This is a genomic window from Thiohalobacter sp. IOR34 (genome assembly GCF_030406045.1).
Taxonomy (GTDB): Bacteria; Pseudomonadota; Gammaproteobacteria; order Thiohalobacterales; family Thiohalobacteraceae.
The window spans coordinates 755,421-772,014 of record NZ_CP128988.1 but is presented as its reverse complement, the minus strand read 5'-3'; the positions used below and the strand labels follow the sequence as shown (position 1 = coordinate 772,014).

At 65.0% G+C, this 16,594-nt stretch carries 13 protein-coding genes; 3 read left to right on the top strand and 10 right to left on the bottom strand.

Going from position 1 to position 16,594, the window contains the following annotated elements:
- Positions 1-39 precede the first annotated feature (39 nt).
- Entirely contained in the window at positions 40-918 is an 879-nt protein-coding gene (dapA, locus tag QVG61_RS03675) for a 4-hydroxy-tetrahydrodipicolinate synthase (protein WP_289931974.1), read from the bottom strand.
- A 160-nt stretch (positions 919-1,078) separates the two neighbouring features.
- Between dapA and QVG61_RS03670 the strand changes: the two genes are divergently transcribed.
- From QVG61_RS03670 to QVG61_RS03660, 3 genes are read left to right on the top strand one after another with little or no spacing between them, the layout of a single operon-like run.
- Positions 1,079-1,609: a glycine cleavage system protein R gene (locus tag QVG61_RS03670; protein WP_289931973.1), complete on the top strand. Its 531-nt coding sequence runs from the start codon at positions 1,079-1,081 to the stop codon at positions 1,607-1,609.
- 39 nt (positions 1,610-1,648) lie between these two features.
- The gene (locus QVG61_RS03665) at positions 1,649-2,137 is read left to right on the top strand and encodes a peroxiredoxin (protein WP_289931972.1); all 489 of its coding nucleotides are present in this window, start codon (positions 1,649-1,651) and stop codon (positions 2,135-2,137) included.
- Complete coding sequence (locus tag QVG61_RS03660; protein WP_289931971.1) at positions 2,134-3,552, top strand: PhoH family protein; 1,419 nt, start codon at positions 2,134-2,136, stop codon at positions 3,550-3,552. The genes QVG61_RS03665 and QVG61_RS03660 overlap by 4 nt, the downstream gene beginning before the upstream one ends.
- Here QVG61_RS03660 and QVG61_RS03655 read toward each other — a convergent pair.
- The 9 genes from QVG61_RS03655 to QVG61_RS03615 form a co-directional block, all read right to left on the bottom strand.
- Positions 3,517-4,617 carry an AI-2E family transporter gene (locus QVG61_RS03655; RefSeq protein ID WP_289931970.1) on the bottom strand — a complete coding sequence of 367 codons (1,101 nt, stop codon included), beginning with the start codon at positions 4,615-4,617 and terminating at the stop codon, positions 3,517-3,519. The genes QVG61_RS03660 and QVG61_RS03655 overlap by 36 nt on opposite strands.
- A 1-nt stretch (position 4,618) precedes the next feature.
- The gene (locus QVG61_RS03650; protein WP_354671179.1) at positions 4,619-4,999 is read right to left on the bottom strand and encodes a Crp/Fnr family transcriptional regulator; all 381 of its coding nucleotides are present in this window, start codon (positions 4,997-4,999) and stop codon (positions 4,619-4,621) included.
- A gap of 94 nt (positions 5,000-5,093) precedes the next feature.
- Positions 5,094-5,999: a LysR family transcriptional regulator gene (locus QVG61_RS03645; RefSeq protein ID WP_289931968.1), complete on the bottom strand. Its 906-nt coding sequence runs from the start codon at positions 5,997-5,999 to the stop codon at positions 5,094-5,096.
- 117 nt (positions 6,000-6,116) lie between these two features.
- A complete protein-coding gene (locus QVG61_RS03640; RefSeq protein WP_289931967.1) occupies positions 6,117-9,353 on the bottom strand; it encodes an efflux RND transporter permease subunit in 3,237 nt (1,078 codons plus the stop codon).
- Entirely contained in the window at positions 9,350-10,378 is a 1,029-nt protein-coding gene (locus QVG61_RS03635) for an efflux RND transporter periplasmic adaptor subunit (protein WP_289931966.1), read from the bottom strand. The genes QVG61_RS03640 and QVG61_RS03635 overlap by 4 nt, the downstream gene beginning before the upstream one ends.
- Before the next feature lie 850 nt (positions 10,379-11,228).
- A complete protein-coding gene (locus tag QVG61_RS03630; RefSeq protein WP_289931965.1) occupies positions 11,229-12,407 on the bottom strand; it encodes a methyl-accepting chemotaxis protein in 1,179 nt (392 codons plus the stop codon).
- Positions 12,408-12,537: 130 nt separating this feature from the next.
- On the bottom strand, positions 12,538-13,596 hold the full coding sequence (locus QVG61_RS03625) for a methyl-accepting chemotaxis protein (protein ID WP_289931964.1): 1,059 nt from the start codon (positions 13,594-13,596) through the stop codon (positions 12,538-12,540).
- A gap of 363 nt (positions 13,597-13,959) precedes the next feature.
- Positions 13,960-14,898 (bottom strand): hypothetical protein, encoded by a 939-nt coding sequence (locus QVG61_RS03620; protein WP_289931963.1) that lies wholly within the window; start codon positions 14,896-14,898, stop codon positions 13,960-13,962.
- Between the two features lie 160 nt (positions 14,899-15,058).
- The gene (locus QVG61_RS03615; RefSeq protein ID WP_289931962.1) at positions 15,059-16,543 is read right to left on the bottom strand and encodes an outer membrane protein transport protein; all 1,485 of its coding nucleotides are present in this window, start codon (positions 16,541-16,543) and stop codon (positions 15,059-15,061) included.
- Between the last annotated feature and the right edge of the window lie 51 nt (positions 16,544-16,594).

The following is a 16,594-nucleotide window of genomic DNA, read 5'->3' as shown; positions in this document are numbered from 1 at the left end:
GTGCATGCGTGGTAAGACCTGTGGATGAATCGTTGTTGTTCAGTCGAGCACGCCGGCCTGGCGCAACGCGGCCCGCAGCGTCTCGTGGTACTGGCTGGAAAGCGGCGTCAGCGGCAGGCGGATGCCCGGCGGGATCAGCCCCATCTCGTACAGTGCCCATTTGACCGGAATGGGATTGGCCTCCACGAACAGGTCGCGGTGCAGGGCCTGCAGCGGCGCATCCAGCGCCTCCGCCCGGGTCCGGTCGCCGGCCAGGGCCGCGGCGCACATCTCGCGCATGGCCCGCGGCGCCACGTTGGCGGTCACCGAGATGACCCCCTTGCCGCCGCGGAGCATGAACTCGCGGGCGGTGGCGTCGTCGCCGCTGTACAGGTCGAGGCGCCCGCCGCAGCGGTCGAGGATCTGCTCCAGGCGCCCGAGGTCGCCGGTGGCCTCCTTGAGACCGATGATGTTGGCGATGTGCGAGAGGCGCTCGACCGTCTCCGGCAGCATGTCCACGGCCGTGCGTCCCGGGACATTATAGAGGATCTGCGGAATCGGCACCGCCTCGGCCACCGCCCGGTGGTGCAGGTAGAGCCCCTCCTGGGTGGGCTTGTTGTAGTAGGGCGTCACCAGCAGACAGGCGTCGGCCCCCGCCTGCATGGCGCAGCGAGTCAGGCTGATGGCCTCGGTGGTGGCATTGGCCCCGGTGCCGGCGATCACCGGGAGGCGCCCGTCGACCAGTTCCACCACCCGCCGGATCAGCGCGCAGTGCTCCTTCTCGTCCAGGGTGGCGGACTCGCCGGTGGTACCGACTGCGACCAGGGCATCCGTTCCATGGCTGATGTGGAACTCGATCAGCCCGGCCAGGCTGTCGTCGTCGATCGAGCCGTCCTCCCGCATCGGGGTGACCAGCGCGACCATGCTGCCGTGGAACATGCGCGAACTCCGCAATCATCAGGAAAAACGGTCACATACTACTTGGCCCGCCCCCCACTGACAAGGCGGCCGGGGCGTCGGGCGGAGGCGAGACCAGCGCGGGTTGGTGGTACACTGTGGGGCAGTGTCCGCAACAACCCTTTTCCGGAACCGACCCCCCATGAGCAACCATCTCGTGATATCCGCGATCGGCGAAGACCGACCCGGCATCGTCAATGAACTGACCCGAGGCATCCTCGAACATGGCGGCAATATCGCCGACAGCCGGATGACCGTGCTCGGTGGCGACTTTGCCGTGATCCTGCTGGTCAGCGGCAACTGGAATGCCATCGCCAAGCTGGAAGACCAGCTGCCCGCGATCGGCGAGCGGCTCGGCATGACCATCACCACCCGCCGCACCGAGACCCGCGAATCCACCCGCGACCAGCTCCCCTATCTGGTCGACGTGGTGGCCCTGGACAACCCCGGCATCGTCCACAACCTGGCCAGCTTCTTTTCCGCCCGCAACATCAACATCCAGGATCTCAGCACCACCTCCTATGCCGCGCCCCACACCGGCACGCCGATGTTCGCGGTGCACATGACGGTGGACATCCCGGCACGGGTGCATATCGCCACCCTGCGCGAGGAGTTCATGGATTTCTGCGACCAGCTCAATCTCGACGCGGTCATCGAGCCCGCCAAGGGCTGAGACCGCCCCCCTGTCCAGCATCAACGACCCGGAGGAAAGATGACGCCAGAAGTAGGCAAGAAGGTTCCCGATTTCGAACTGCCGGCCACCGGCGGCAAGACGGCGCGCCTCTCCGAGCTGCGCGGCAAGAAGGTGGTGCTCTACTTCTATCCCAAGGACAGCACCCCGGGCTGCACCACCGAGGGCCAGGACTTCCGTGACCAGTACGCCAGGTTCAGACGCCAGAAGGCGGTGGTCCTCGGCGTCTCCCGCGACAGCCTGCGCAGCCACGAGAACTTCAAGGCCAAGCAGGGCTTCCCCTTCGATCTGCTCTCCGACAGCGACGAGACTGTCTGCCGGCTGTTCGACGTGATCAAGGAAAAGAACATGTACGGCCGCAAGGTGATGGGCATCGAGCGCAGCACCTTCCTCATCGACGAGCAGGGAATCCTGCGCCGCGAGTGGCGCAAGGTCAAGGTCAAGGGCCATGTCGACGAGGTGCTGGAGGCGGTGAAGGCGCTCTCCAGGGCAGCAAGGGACGAGGCATGAGCGGCCGGGAAAGGGCCGCGGGCAAGTGCCTGTTCGTGGTCGACACCAATGTCCTGATGCACGACCCCACCGCCCTGTTCCGCTTCAAGGAACACGATATCTTTCTGCCCATGGCGGTGCTGGAGGAGCTGGACGCCGCCAAGAAGGGCACCTCGGAAGTGGCGCGCAACGTCCGCCAGGTGAACCGCTTCCTCGACGACCTCACCAGCCACGCCTCGCATCAGGACATCGAACAGGGCATCCCGCTCAACCAACGCCCGGCCGATGCCAACGGCAACACGCTGGAGAGCAGCGGCACCCTGTTCATCCAGACCCGCAGCCTGTCCTTCGAGCTGCCGGACGGCATGCCGGGCAACATCCCCGACAACAACATCCTCGGCACCGCCCTGGCGCTGCAGAAACAGTACCCGGAGCGTCACGTCACCCTGGTCTCCAAGGACATCAACCTGCGCATCAAGGCCGCGGTGCTGGGCATCCCCGCCGAGGATTACTACAACGACCAAGTGCTGGACGATGTCTCGCTGCTCTACAGCGGCACCCGTGAATTCGATGCCGGCTTCTGGGACAGCCATGGCGACAGCATGGACTCCTGGCAGGAGGAGGGCCGCACCTTCTACCGCATCCAGGGTCCGGGCGACCTGGAACTCTATCCCAACCAGTGCATCCACATTGGCGACGGCCGCGAGCTGGAGGCCCTGGTACGCGAGACTGGCGAGGACGGCACGGTGCTGGAACTGGCCCGCGACTATCGCAAGAAGAGCCATGCCGTGTGGGGCATCACGGCCCGCAACCGGGAACAGAACTTCGCCCTCAACCTGCTGATGGACCCGAACATCGACTTCGTCAGCCTGGTCGGCATGGCCGGCACCGGCAAGACCTTGCTGACCCTGGCCGCCGGCCTCACCCAGGTACTGGAAGAGCAGAGCTACAGCGAGATCATCATGACCCGGGTCACGGTGCCGGTCGGCGAGGACATCGGCTTCCTTCCCGGCACCGAGGAGGAGAAGATGACGCCCTGGATGGGCGCCCTGATGGACAACCTGGAGGTGCTCACCGACTCGGAAGGCGGCGAATGGGGCCGGGCCGCGACCAACGACCTGCTGCAGCGGCGGATCAAGATCCACTCCCTGAACTTCATGCGCGGCCGCACCTTCCTCAACAAGTACCTGATCATCGACGAGGCGCAGAACCTCACCTCGAAGCAGATGAAGACGCTGATCACCCGCGCCGGCCCCGGCACCAAGGTGATCTGTCTCGGCAACGTGGCGCAGATCGACACCCCCTATCTCACCGAGACCACCTCCGGCCTGACCTATGTGGTCGACCGTTTCAAGCAGTGGTCACACAGCGGCCACATCACCCTGCGCCAGGGCGAACGCTCACGGCTGGCCGACTTCGCCTCCGAGAGCCTCTGAAGCGGCCGGCACCGGCTCCGACTCACGCCGCGGCCAGGCCCGAAGCACGGCCTGCACCAGGGTCGCCAGGGGGATGGCGAAGAACACGCCCCAGAACCCCCACAGGCCGCCGAACACCAGCACCGCGACGATGATCGCCACCGGATGCAGGTTGACCACCTCGGAGAACAGCAGCGGCACCAGCACGTTGCCGTCCAGGGCCTGGATCAGGCCATAGGCGAACAGCACCCAGGCGAAGTCGGCCGACCAGCCCCACTGGAAGTAGGCGATCACCGCCACCGGCAGGGTGACCACGGCGGCGCCGATGTAGGGCACGATCACCGACAGGCCGACCAGGGTGCCGAGCAGCACGGCGTACTGCAGCCCCATCAGCTTGAAGGTCAGATAGCTGGCGCCGCCGACGATGAAGATCTCCCACACCTTGCCACGCACGTAGTTGCCGATCTGCACGTCGACCTCGCGCCAGACCTCGGTGGCCAGGGCCCGCTCGCGCGGCAGGTGCTGGGTGATCCAGCCGAGGATGCGCCGCTTGTCTTTGAGCAGAAAGAACACCAGCACCGGCACCAGCACCAGATACACCAGCAGGGTGATCAACCCGAACAGCGAGGCCACCGACAGCGACAACACCTTCTGGCCGAAGGCGCCGAGCTCGGTGCGCAGCGCCGCCATCAGCTGTCGCACCTGCTCGTCGCTGACGAAACCGGGGTAGCGTTCGGGAAGTTGCAGCAGGCTCTCCTGCCACTTGGCGACCATCTCCGGCAACTGCTGCACCAGCTGGGTGATCTGGCTCGACAGGCGTGGCACCAGGCCGAAGATCAGGAACAGCAGGAAGAACACGAAGGTCAGGAACACCAGCAGCACCGCCGGGGTCCGCCCCAGGCTACGCCGTTCCAGCCACTGGACCACGCCTTCAAGCAGATAGGCGATCACCACACCGGCCAGCAGTGGAGCGAGCATGTCGCCCATGGTCGCCACCACCAGGAAGCCGGCGACCAGGAACAGTGCCAGGATCACCACCTGGGGATCGGAGAAATGGCGCCGGAACCACTGGCGGACGATGTTCATCTCAGGCACCACCCCGCTCCGCCCGGTAGTCTTCGTAACAGCGGGCGAACACCGCTTCCAGTTCGTCGATGACCTCGGCGGCATCACGACCCATGATCACGTGCTGGGTGACCAGCCCCGAGGTCTCGTTGAGCATCTTGCTCTTGTCCAGCATCGGATAGGTGGCGGCGAGACGCTTGACCGCCTTGATGACCGATTCCTCGGCCGGCCGCGGGATGTCCCGTGGCTCCTCGACCGGCGGCGGCTCGGGGGATGCCACGGGCGCCGGCACGGTGGCGGCGCCTGCCCCGCTGCGGCTGTGCAGGAATTCCGCGAAACTGAGCAGCGTTGCCTGATCGGCCGCACCCAGCGACTGGAAGATATCCAGCAGTCTGTCGTTCAAAGAGGCCATGCTCTGCCCTGCATCCCGGATGATGCAACTGATGATAGCGGGTATCGGGCCGGCGGCACAGCGCCGGCGGACGGCAACGCCGTGTTCAGATTTCCTGGTGGGTCTCGCAGTAGCTGCGCGCGAAATCCAGCAGTTCGTCCATGGCCCGATGCCGGAACTTCTGTTTCTGATGGACGAAGGAGAACGGCCGTTCCAGCCTGGGTTCCAGCGGCAGCGCCACCAGGGTACCGAGCTGCAACTCCTTGTGGATGGTCGCGCGGGAGACGATGGACACCCCCATCGCCGCCTCCACCGCGCCCTTCACCGCCTCCGGGCTGCCCAATTCCATGCAGATGCTGACCTCGTTGACGTTGACCTGACAGGACTGCAGGTATTCCTGGATCACCTCGCGGGTACCGGAGCCTTCCTCACGGCAGATATAGGGGAACTTGAGCAACTCCTCCAGGGTGACGGAGGCGCGGTCGGCCAGCGCATGGCCTGGGGGGACGATGCCGACCAGCTCGTCCATGCGGCAGACCTCCACCAGCAGATTCTTGTTGCTCACCGGCGCTTCGACCACGCCCAGGTCGATGACGTTGTTCTCGACCATGGAGACGATGCCGTCGGTGTTCGACACCTTGAGCTGGACGTTGACGTCCGGATACTGGGTACGGAAATCCCCGAGCAGAGCCGGCAGCATGTACTCGGCGATGGTGGTACTGGCGCCGATGCTGATCACCCCGCTGACCTCGCCGGTCATCTCGCGCACCGCCTCTTCCATTTCGTCATAGAGCACGAAGATGCGGTCGGCGAACTCGAAGACCCGCTTGCCGGCCTCGGTGAGGCTGATGCGGTTGTGGGTCCGGTCGAACAGGCGGGTATTGAAGTGCTCCTCCAGCTGGCGCACCTGAAAGGTCACCGCCGGCTGGGTCATGTGCAGCGTCTCGGCCGCCTTGGTGAAACTCAACAGTCGAGCAACGGTGTGAAAAACCTGAAGTCTACGATCAGCCATGATTCTCTCTGCAACGCGGGGATGGTCCGCAGCCGCTGAAGGGCCCGTTCTTCGGCGCGCGCGGGACGGCTGCCCATCCTAGCAGCTATGCCCTCAATATAAAATATTCTGATGTCCTCATTCCCCCGCCTCCCGGGCCGCGAACTGCCTCCGGCGCAGGGCGTAGTACATGATCGGGATGACCACCAGGGTCAGCAGGGTGGAGACGAAGATGCCGAAGATCAACGAGATCGCCAGACCGCTGAAGATCGGATCGTCGAGGATGAACAGCGCGCCCAGCATGGCGGCCAGACCGGTGAGCACGATCGGCTTGGCCCGCACTGCGCCTGAACGCAGCACCGCCTCCTCGAAACCGACGCCGCGGGCCAGCTCGTCGTTGATGAAGTCCACCAGCAGGATGGAGTTGCGGACGATGATGCCGGCCAGGGCGATCATGCCGATCATCGAGGTCGCGGTAAAGGGCGCACCGAGCAGGGCATGCCCCGGCATCACCCCGATCAGGGTCAGTGGGATGGGCGCCATGATGATCAGCGGCACCAGATAGGAGTGGAACTGGGCCACCACCAGCAGATAGATCAACAGCAGCCCCACCGAATAGGCGATGCCCATGTCGCGGAAGGTCTCATAGGTGATCTGCCATTCGCCGTCCCACTTCATGCTGTAGCGGTAGGGATTCTCCGGCTGGCTGATGAAGGTCTGGCCGATCGCCGGCCCGTCCGTTTGCGGCAGTTCATTCAGCCGGCCGACCATCTCGAACATGCCATACAAGGGGCTGTCCAGCGCACCGGTCATGTCGGCGGTGACGTACACCACCGGCAGCAGATCCTTGTGATAGATGGTGTGCGAGCGTTCCCGACGCAACACCGAGACGATGTCCGCCAGGGCCACCCATTCACCCTGCCGGTTACGCAGGCGGATGGCGAGCAGCGAGTCGATGTCGGCCTTCTCGCTGACCGGGAATTCCAGCCGCACCGGCACCGGATACTTGTCGGTCTCGCCATGCAGGTAGGTGACGTCGCTGCCGGCCAGCGCCGTGCCCACGGCCTCGACCACCGCTGCCTGGGAGACACCGAGCAGGGCCGCCCGCTCCCGGTCGACCTTGAGCACCAGCTCCGGCGCCGGCGTCTCCACGCTGTCGTCGATGTCGACGATGTCCGGGGTGGCCTCGAAAAGCTCACGGATGCGCTTCGCGGTCGCGATCTGGCCGGCGTAGTCAGGGCCATAGACCTCGGCCACCAGGGGAGCGAACACCGGCGGGCCCGGTGGCACCTCGACCACTTTGAGCCGGGCGTCGTAGCGCTCGGCGATCGCCTGCAGCGGCGCGCGGACCGCGCGCGCGATGTCGTGACTCTTGCGCTCACGGTGCTTCTTGTCGGCCAGGTTGACCTGGATGTCGCCCAGGTTGGCCGCCTGACGCAGATAGTACTGGCGCACCAGGCCGTTGAAATTGATCGGCGCCGCGGTGCCGGCGTAGATCTGGTAGTCGGTTACCTCGGGCACCGCGGCCAGATAGCGGCCCATCTCGCCCAGCACCCGCGCGGTCTGCTCGACGCTGCTGCCCTCCGGCAGGTCGACCACGATCTGGAACTCGGACTTGTTGTCGAAGGGCAGCATCTTCAACACCACCCACTTGGCCCCGGCCAGGCCCAGCGAGGCAACCACCAGCAGCAACACCACCACGGCCAGCAGCCGACGCCGCTTGGCCCCGCCCTCGGTGCCCAGGAAGGGACCGACCAGGCGGCTGAACAGGCGGTACAGGCCCGGCGGCACGCCCTCCCCGGCCGACGCATGCGCCTCCCCGGCACGTCCCTTCAGCACCTGGTAGGTCAGCCAGGGGGTGACCACGAAGGCCACCGCCAGGGAGATCAGCATGCCGATGCTGGCATTGATCGGAATGGGACTCATGTAGGGTCCCATCAACCCGGTGACGAAGGCCATCGGCAGGAGCGCGGCAATCACCGTGAAAGTGGCGAGGATGGTCGGCCCGCCGACCTCGTCCACGGCCAGGGGAATGGCCTCGCTCAGCGACCGGCCACCCATCTGCATGTGCCGGTGGATGTTCTCCACCACCACGATGGCGTCGTCGACCAGGATGCCGATGGAGAAGATCAGGGCGAACAGCGAGACCCGGTTGAGGGTGAAGCCCCAGGCCCAGGAGGCAAACAGGGTGATGGCCAGGGTGATCACCACCGCCGTGCCGACGATGAAGGCCTCGCGCCAGCCGAGCGCCAGCCACACCAGCAGCACCACGAAGCCGGTGGCGAATATCAGCTTGCCGATCAGGGTCTGCGCCTTGTCGTTGGCGGTCACCCCGTAGTTGCGGGTGATGGTGACCTCCACGCCCTCGGGTATGAAGATGCCGCGCAACTGTTCGAAGCGCTCGATCACCTGATCGGCGATCTCCACCGCATTGGTGCCCGGCTTCTTGCCGATGGCCAGGGTCACGGCCGGGAACTCGCCGCGCGCCTCGATCCCCTTGTCGGCGGCGGCCGCCCCGGTGCCCAGCCAGACGTACTGCTCGGGCTGATCGGGCCCGTAACGGATCTCGGCCACCTCGCGCAGATAGACCGGGGCGCCGTCCTGCACCCCGACCACCAGATCACCGATCTCCTCGGGACTCAGCAGGAAGGTCCCGGTACGCACCAGCAGCTCCCGGTTGCCGCTGACCAGGGCGCCGCTCTCGCGCACCTGGTTGGCGGCGGTCAGTGCCAGGCGCAGATCGTCGAGGGCGATACCGTGGCCGGCCATGCGCTGCGCGTCGAGCAGCACGTGCACCACCCGGTCGGCGCCGCCGATGGTCTGGATCTCGCGCGTCCCAGGCACCCGCTTCAGCTCTGCCTCGATGGCATGGGCGATGGCCTGCAGATCGAAGGCACCGCGCTCGGGGTCGCGGGTCCAGAGGGTGGCGGTGACGATGGGCACATCGTCGATGCCCTTGGGCTTGATCAGGGTCCGGCCCACGCCGACGTTCGGCGGCAACCAGTCCTGATTGGAGAAGATGGCGTTGTACAGGCGGACGATGGCCTGGGTGCGGTCCTCGCCCACCTCGTACTCCACGGTCAGCACCGCCATCCCCGGCCGGGACATGGAGTAGATGTGCTTGACCCCTTCGATCTCGGACAGCACCTGCTCCGCGGAGGCGGTAACCAGGCTCTCCACCTCGCCGGCCGTGGCCCCGGGAAAGGGGATGAAGACGTTGGCGAAGGTGACGTTGATCTGCGGCTCTTCCTCGCGCGGCGTGATGGCAATGGCGAACAGGCCGAGCAGAAAGCCGACCAGGGCCAGCAGGGGCGTGATCTGGGAATGCAGGAAACGCCGAGCGATGTGCCCGGAGATGCCGAGCGGGGCGCTCATCGCCTCTCCCCGGCCTGCTGCTTGAGCACCGCCGAGGCGGCGATCGGATCGATGGCCACCCGTTCCCCGGCCGCCAGCCCGGCGAGAATCACCACCCGGCCCTCGGCTGCCGGCGGACCCAGCCGCACCTGGCGGAAATGCACACCGCCGCTCTCATCCAGCACGTACAGGCCGGTCACCTCGCTGCGCCGCACCACCGCCGTAGCCGGCACCAGCAGCCGCTCGCGCTTGCCCAGCTCGAAGCCCACCTTGACCAGCATCCCCGGATAGAGGCCCGGCGTCCCGTCCGGCAGGGCGATGCGGGTGCGGAAACTGTGCGTTACCGGATGGGCATAGGGGTAGACCGTCACCCGGCCGCCGGACAGCGTCCGCTGGCGGTCCTCGCCGACATAGATCCGGCTCGGCACACCGTCCCGCACCTCCTCCAGGTAGCGCTGCGGGAGATAGAGCACCACCCGCAGCTGTTCCAGTGACAGTCCGGTCATCAAGGGCTTGCCGGGACTGGCCAGCTCACCGACCTCGACGTGGCGCTCGACGACGATGCCGCTGTAGGGGGCGCGCACCACCGTATGTTCGAGCTGTTCCCTGGCCTCGGCCAGCGCCGCCTCGGCCTTGTGCAAGCGTGCCCTGGCCGCCTTGAGCGCGGCACTGGCGCTGTCCATCGCGGATCGCGAGACCAGCTTGCGGGCAAAGATCTCCTTGATGCGGCGGTATTCGCTCTCTGCCTCGCGCAGCCGTGCCGTGGCCTCGGCCAGCGCCGCCTCGGCCTGGCGGACGCGCGCCTTCTGCTCGGTGTCCTTCAGCTTCAGCAGCACCGCCCCGCGTTCGACATAGTCGTCGACGTCGAAAAAGATCTGCTCGATCTGGCCGGCGGTCTGGGCCTCGACCGTGGCCTGGTTGACGGCCTCGATCACGCCTTCGAAACGCTGTTCACGCGCCACGGGCTGCAATTCGGCCGGCACGCTCTGCAGCTCCGCCCGCACCAGCGTCGAGAGCAGGACAAACAGCATCAGAAACCAGCGCATGGCGACTCCCCTTGTATCCGACGATGGACCAGGCAGGGTCCGGAATGGACAAAACCCGCCAAAGAGCGGGTTTTATCGTGGTATTTGCTCATTTTATCGGATTCGCGGCCGCCTGCCTATCGGCTACGCCACCATGGTGACATGACTCGGACAGACTCCTAACCCGGATATTGCACAGGCCCCGGATGAAGGCGGCCTGGACCCGCCGGGGATCGCGGCCTGGAGGCCGCTCCTACGGGGCATGGAGGCACCATGGTAGGAGCGGCCTCCAGACCGCGATTGGCGCGGTGTTGACAGGCACCAGGAGTCTGCCGGATTCAGGCAATCGTAGCGAGCATGGCGGAAGAGGGAGAACAAATCTTCACGATTTCAAGGCGCATCGCGGACCAACGCAACGAGAAATCGGGGGAATTCGGCCACCCTCCCATCAGCGCAGTAGATGGGGCCTGAGTCCGTCAGACTCCTAGCCCGGATATTGCACCAAGGCCCCGGATCAAGGCGTGCCTCGACCCGCCGGGGATCGCGGTGTTGACAGGCACCAGGAGTCTGCCGGATTCAGGCAATCGTAGCGAGCATGGCGGAAGAGGGAGAACAAATCTTCACGATTTCAAGGCGCATCGCGGACCTACGCAACAAGAAATCGGGGGAATTCGGCCACCCTCCCATCAGCGCAGTAGATGGGGCCTGAGTCCGTCAGACTCCTAGCCCGGATATTGCACCAAGGCCCCGGATCAAGGCGTGCCTGGACCCGCCGGGGATCGCGGCCTGGAGGCCGCTCCTACGGGACATGGCGGCACCATGGTAGGAGCGGCCTCCAGGCCGCGATTGGCGTGATGTAACAGCCAGCTAGCTAGGTCCGGAAACGGGCCATCAGGGTCTGCAGCTGGGAGGACAGGCGCGCCAGTTCATCGCTGGCGCTGGCCGTCTGCTGGGCGCCGGCTGCGGTCTGGTCGGCGGCGACCTGAATGGCCTCCACGTTGCCGTTGATCTCGCTCGCGACCTGGCTCTGGCTGCGGGCCGCCTCGGCGATCCGGCTGGTCTGGCCGCTGACGAAGGCGACGGCCTCGGCGATCTCGCAGAGGGAGCCGGCTGCCTCCTCGACCTGGGAGGCACTACCATGCGCCATCTCCTGGGCCGCCCGCATCACCTGCACCGCATCACGACTTCCGGTCTGCAGCTGCTCGATCATGCCCTGGATCTCCTCGGTCGACTGCTGGGTGCGGCTGGCCAGGGTGCGCACCTCGTCGGCCACCACTGCAAAGCCGCGGCCCTGCTCGCCGGCCCGGGCCGCCTCGATGGCCGCGTTCAGGGCCAGCAGATTGGTCTGCTCGGCGATGCCGCGGATGACGTCCAGCACCATGCCGATGTTGTCCGACTCCTGCTCCAGGCGTCCGATCACGCCCGAGGCCTTCTCAACCTCGCTCACCAGCTTGCCGATGCCGGCCCGCGCCTCGGTGGAAAGCTCGGCACCGCTGCGCGCCTCGCTATCGGCCCGACAGGCCGATTCCGCGGCCTGACCCGCCTGCTCCGCCATGTCCTGCACGGTGTGGTTCATCTCGCCCATCGCCGTGGCGACACGTTCGATCTCCTGATGCTGGCGTTGCACGCCCCGGCTGGCCTCGTCGGTGATGGCCGACATCTCCTCCGCCGCCGAGGCGAGCTGGGCGGTGACGCCGCTGATCTCGCCGATCACCTCACGCAGATTGGCCGCCATGCGATTGAAGCTGTCGACGATCTCCCCGATCAGGTCATGGCTCTCGATCTCGCAGTGCTGGCTGACGTCGTTCTGACTGATGGCGTTGGCGACCTCTGAGATGCGGCGCAGCTTGCGCAACAGGATCGCCTGCACCAGCCAGTAGTTGCTGAGACCGACCAGCCCCCCTCCGAGCAGACAGCTCAGCACGAACCAGCCGAACATGCCGTCCTTCCAGTCGACGAACAACTGGGCAAAGAGGGGGAACAGGGCACCGATGAACAGGCCGAAGAGAAGACTGGCAAGAAGAAGTCGACGCAGGATGCTCTTTTTCATAATCCATTACCCCGGCAAGATATCCGTAAACCGTGCCAGTGGCGATGACAGCGGCCTTGCCGGCACGTGCCCTGCGAATCCCGACCGCCTCCCGCCCGCAGGGCAGACAGGAGGCGGGGCTGCTATGCCGTTACATCGAGCCCAGCTGCATCCGCGCATCGCTCAACCGTTCGGCAACGCGGCTCAACCCGGAAAGGAGCTCTCCGCTCTGACCGGATGCGTCATTGCAGCTTTCGATGATGCCGCGGATCGATTGCACCGCGGCGCTCTGTTCCTCGGCGGCGCTGGCCACCGTGGTATTCAGGGTGTCGATGGTCTGCATGTAGCCGCCGATCTCGGCCAGGGAGATGCAGGCATTCTCGATCATCTCCTCGACCCTGGAGACCTGGCCACCGCCTTCCTCCATCACCGAGGCGGCCTCCTGGGCCTTCTTCTGCAGAGACTCGATCATCTCCTGAATCTCGCTGGTCGACTGCTGGGTGCGGCTGGCCAGGGTGCGGACCTCGTCGGCCACCACCGCAAAGCCGCGCCCCTGCTCGCCAGCCCGGGCCGCCTCGATGGCCGCATTCAGGGCCAACAGATTGGTCTGCTCGGCGATGCCACGGATGACGTCGAGCACCGCGCCGATGTTCAGCGACTCCTGGCTCAGCCCCTCGACCGTGCCCGTGGCCCGGCCGATGTAGTCCGCCAGGCTGCTCATCGAACCCATGGCATCGGTCATGGACACCTTGCCCTTGTCGCTCTCTTCCAGCGCCTGGTGGGTGGTGCCCGCCGCCGAGGCGGCGTTGCTCGCAATCTCGTTGACCGCCGCGGCCAGCTCGTCGATCGCCACCGAGAGCGCCTGCCCCTGATCGCCGCCCTGCGACTGATCTGCCACCTGGGCCGTGAGAAGCTGAAGCTGATCCAGCGCCTCGCCCAGCATGTCGTTGAAATGCTGCAGGGTGGCGGCGCGCTGGCCGTTGGCCTCGGCCAGGGCATTGAAGGCTGAAGCGAATTCCTCACTGACCCGGTCGCGGGAAGCTTCCAGCGACACCCCCGGCTCACCCGTAGCCAGACGCTGCATGGCCGTTGCCACTGTCGCTGCCGGCGCCCCCCGCCGCATGACCAGGAACAGCGGCAACGAGGCCAGGGCACCGATGGCGAGCATCAGCCCCGGCGAAGCATCTTCCAGAAAATCCAGGCCAAGCATGTCCAGCGCGCCAACGGCAAACAGGACACACGCAGGAACAAAGCCAAAGATTTTCAGATAGTTATTCTTCACGAACCCGGTCATGTTCATTGATCCCAATCCCCACTTTCGTTCTCAGGAAACCTCTTGTCAGCCACCTTCATCCCTGCTTACGCCCTATAGCGACACGCTGTTGTAATACTTTATGCCTGCGGCGGGGGCCGTTGACCCGCGGGAAACGGGCAATCGCGGCGTGACCGCCGTGCCTGCTGACAGCTCGCTGTCGTGGTGTGGGAACGATCGCCAGATCGCGATTCCCCGGCGGTTGAACAAAAAAGCCCCGGCAAAGCCGGGGCTCGAGGTGTATGCCTGAACAGAGCCGAACTAGGGCTCGCCACCCACGGCGCGGGTCAGCAGCTTGCGGATCGCCTCCGGGCTGGGCATCAGGTTCATGAAGCTGTTCTTGCCCATCATCTTCAGGTCCGGCCGGCTGACCGCCATGCGGAAACGCATGTGCAGGGCAACCACGTCCTTGCCGTCGACCATGATCTCGTAGGGCAGATAGGGTGTCACCTTCAGTTCCTCGAAATCCACCACCCCCATGATCCACTGATCGTCGGCGTGCTTGTCACCACCCTCAGGGATCCGGCGGGTGATACCGAATACGCTCTGCTCCGTGCCGGGGATGTCGATGCGGTAGACTTTCTTTACGCCCAGGTCGTTGTTGTCCAGATGCTTCTCCACCGCGGCCAGCGCCTCCTTGTGACTGCCATATTCGGCCAGCTCATAGGGGTCGTCGAAGTACTCCATGCCGAAGGTATAGTGATACTTGCGCAGCTTGCGCGCGGTCAGCCCCTTCCTGGAACCAAAGGTCTCGATCTTGCCCAGGGCCTTCTCCAGCGCCGCTGCCGTGTTCGACAGGTCACTCTTCAGGCGGTAGGCATAGGCCATATAGAGCGGGTTGAAGTAGGCCACCTGGAGATCGTCACCGATGCGCGTCACCGCGGCGCGCTGCGGCGCGGCAAAGCCGCCCATCTCCGACTTGGCCGCGACCTTTTTCAGCGCCTCGCTGGTGAAGACGATGACTCGCGCATCGTCGACATGGGCATTCTCATCATAGGGATCGAAAACCGCTACGATGGTGAAACCGGCATCCTCCAGGTTCTGCTTCACCTCCTCGACCTTTTCCTGGAAATCACCGGTACCGCGCCAGGCCAGCACGAATGGCTTGTAACGCTCGGCCGCCTGCACGGCGCCGGCCATAGGCAGCAGCGTAGCGACTGCAAGCAGCGATGCAAACAACAGTTTCAGCAACGTCCTCATCCTTACCCTCCTCATCCTCTGTGATCGGATATCAGTCTTTTTGCGGCAAACGCCGAAAAAACCTTACAGCTTTATAGCCTTCTTTTTCGAAAAGAAAAGGGGTCATGCTGCCATGACCCCTTTTTGTTACTGCGTCGGGCAATCCCTCTCCCGATCGACCTCAGAACTTCATCGCGTAGCTGAATTCCAGCGAGTTCTGGTCCATGCCGATCTCGGTCAGGTACTGCTGCTGCGGGAAACCGGTCGCCGCACTCCAGGCGGTGCTCGTCTGGTAGTTGAAGGACTGGTCCACGCGGAAGGCATGCATATAACCCATGGTCAGCTCGCTGCTGGGAGTCGGGCTGTAGGTGAAGCCCAGGGTCAGGTGATTGCGGACCACGCCGGGCGCGAGGATGTTGAACAGGTTCTCCTTGTCGTCGATCGGGTTCTGACCCAGATTGACGCCCCCGCGGAAGGTCCACTTCTCGTTGTACTGGTGCTCGATGCCGATCTTGACCACGGTGATGTCGTCCCAGCCGAAGCCCCAGCCATTGTCGGTACCCAAGGGCTTGGCGACCGAACGAATCGGGTTGCTGGTATTGCTGGTCAGCACCGCCATGAAGCCATCCATGAACTCATCCGCAGTCGGGCCCGGATTGGCGATGGCGGCAACGTCGCCATAGAAGATGCGCTGCACGTCGATGGCCAGGGTGGTCTTGGGCGTGGCCTTGAAGGCGATGCCCAGAGACAGGTTGGCCGGCACGTCGAAGTCACCCTGCTCGGCGAACAACCCCTTGTAGGTATCGAATTTCTGCATGTAGATCTTGGACGCAGCGCTGGCACCCAGGGTGAGGCTGTCGGTGATCTGGCCGGTCCAGCCCACACGCAGACCGGCACCCCAGGCGTCGTCGTCACCGTTGTTGGTCACCTTGTTCTGGTTGCTGGAGAAGCCCTTGAACAGGCCGATGCCATAGGCACGGAAACGCTGGTAGCCGATCTGCAGCGAGGCGCCGACGCTGTGGTTCTCGTTGAGCTTCCAGGCGACCGACGGCGCGATGATCAGCTGGGCCAGGTTGACACCCAGCGTCTGGGTCGTGGTATCAGGATCGGTGCCCAGTCCGGCAGCCACGGCATTGATGGCTGCGACGTCGGAGGCGCTGCCCGAATAGGGGCCTGCAGCGAGTGCCGAGGCAAAGGCGCTGATTGCCGGACCCAGGGAATTGAAATAGACGTTCGAGTTGTAACGGGTGTTCATGCCGCCGTTGGCCGCGATGGTCAGGCCCATGGACATGCCGCCGGCCATATTCATCACGAAACCGGCATGGGGGATGGCGAACAGGGTGGCGCCGCTCTCGACCTTGCCGCTGTCGGCACCGGCCGCATTCACGCCATCGGCCGTCATGCCCGTTGCATCCAGGCGCGCATCACGCCGCGGGTTGAACAGCTCCATGCCGACGTCGACACGATTGCCGACCAGGGCCATGTTGGCCGGGTTGGTGACACCGGCCATGGCGTCCTGGGCATAGGCGGTGGAAACACCGGCCATGCCGCGCGACTTGGACCCGTAACCGATCTTGAAATACCCATTGGTGGCGTAGACAGCGGGGGCGGCGAGTGCGGCAGCGACTGCACAGGCAATCACCGATCCCTTATATGTGTGTTTCATGCTTTCATCCCTCCTGGCTCAAGGAAATCTACCGTCGTTGTATTTTGGCAA

Coding starts and splice junctions, on each gene's coding strand:
- dapA (WP_289931974.1), bottom strand. CDS start 918: ATGTTCCACGGCAGCATGGTCGCGCTGGTCACCCCGATGCGGGAGGAC.
- QVG61_RS03670 (WP_289931973.1), top strand. CDS start 1,079: ATGAGCAACCATCTCGTGATATCCGCGATCGGCGAAGACCGACCCGGC.
- QVG61_RS03665 (WP_289931972.1), top strand. CDS start 1,649: ATGACGCCAGAAGTAGGCAAGAAGGTTCCCGATTTCGAACTGCCGGCC.
- QVG61_RS03660 (WP_289931971.1), top strand. CDS start 2,134: ATGAGCGGCCGGGAAAGGGCCGCGGGCAAGTGCCTGTTCGTGGTCGAC.
- QVG61_RS03655 (WP_289931970.1), bottom strand. CDS start 4,617: ATGAACATCGTCCGCCAGTGGTTCCGGCGCCATTTCTCCGATCCCCAG.
- QVG61_RS03645 (WP_289931968.1), bottom strand. CDS start 5,999: ATGGCTGATCGTAGACTTCAGGTTTTTCACACCGTTGCTCGACTGTTG.
- QVG61_RS03640 (WP_289931967.1), bottom strand. CDS start 9,353: ATGAGCGCCCCGCTCGGCATCTCCGGGCACATCGCTCGGCGTTTCCTG.
- QVG61_RS03635 (WP_289931966.1), bottom strand. CDS start 10,378: ATGCGCTGGTTTCTGATGCTGTTTGTCCTGCTCTCGACGCTGGTGCGG.
- QVG61_RS03630 (WP_289931965.1), bottom strand. CDS start 12,407: ATGAAAAAGAGCATCCTGCGTCGACTTCTTCTTGCCAGTCTTCTCTTC.
- QVG61_RS03625 (WP_289931964.1), bottom strand. CDS start 13,596: ATGCTTGGCCTGGATTTTCTGGAAGATGCTTCGCCGGGGCTGATGCTC.
- QVG61_RS03620 (WP_289931963.1), bottom strand. CDS start 14,898: ATGAGGACGTTGCTGAAACTGTTGTTTGCATCGCTGCTTGCAGTCGCT.
- QVG61_RS03615 (WP_289931962.1), bottom strand. CDS start 16,543: ATGAAACACACATATAAGGGATCGGTGATTGCCTGTGCAGTCGCTGCC.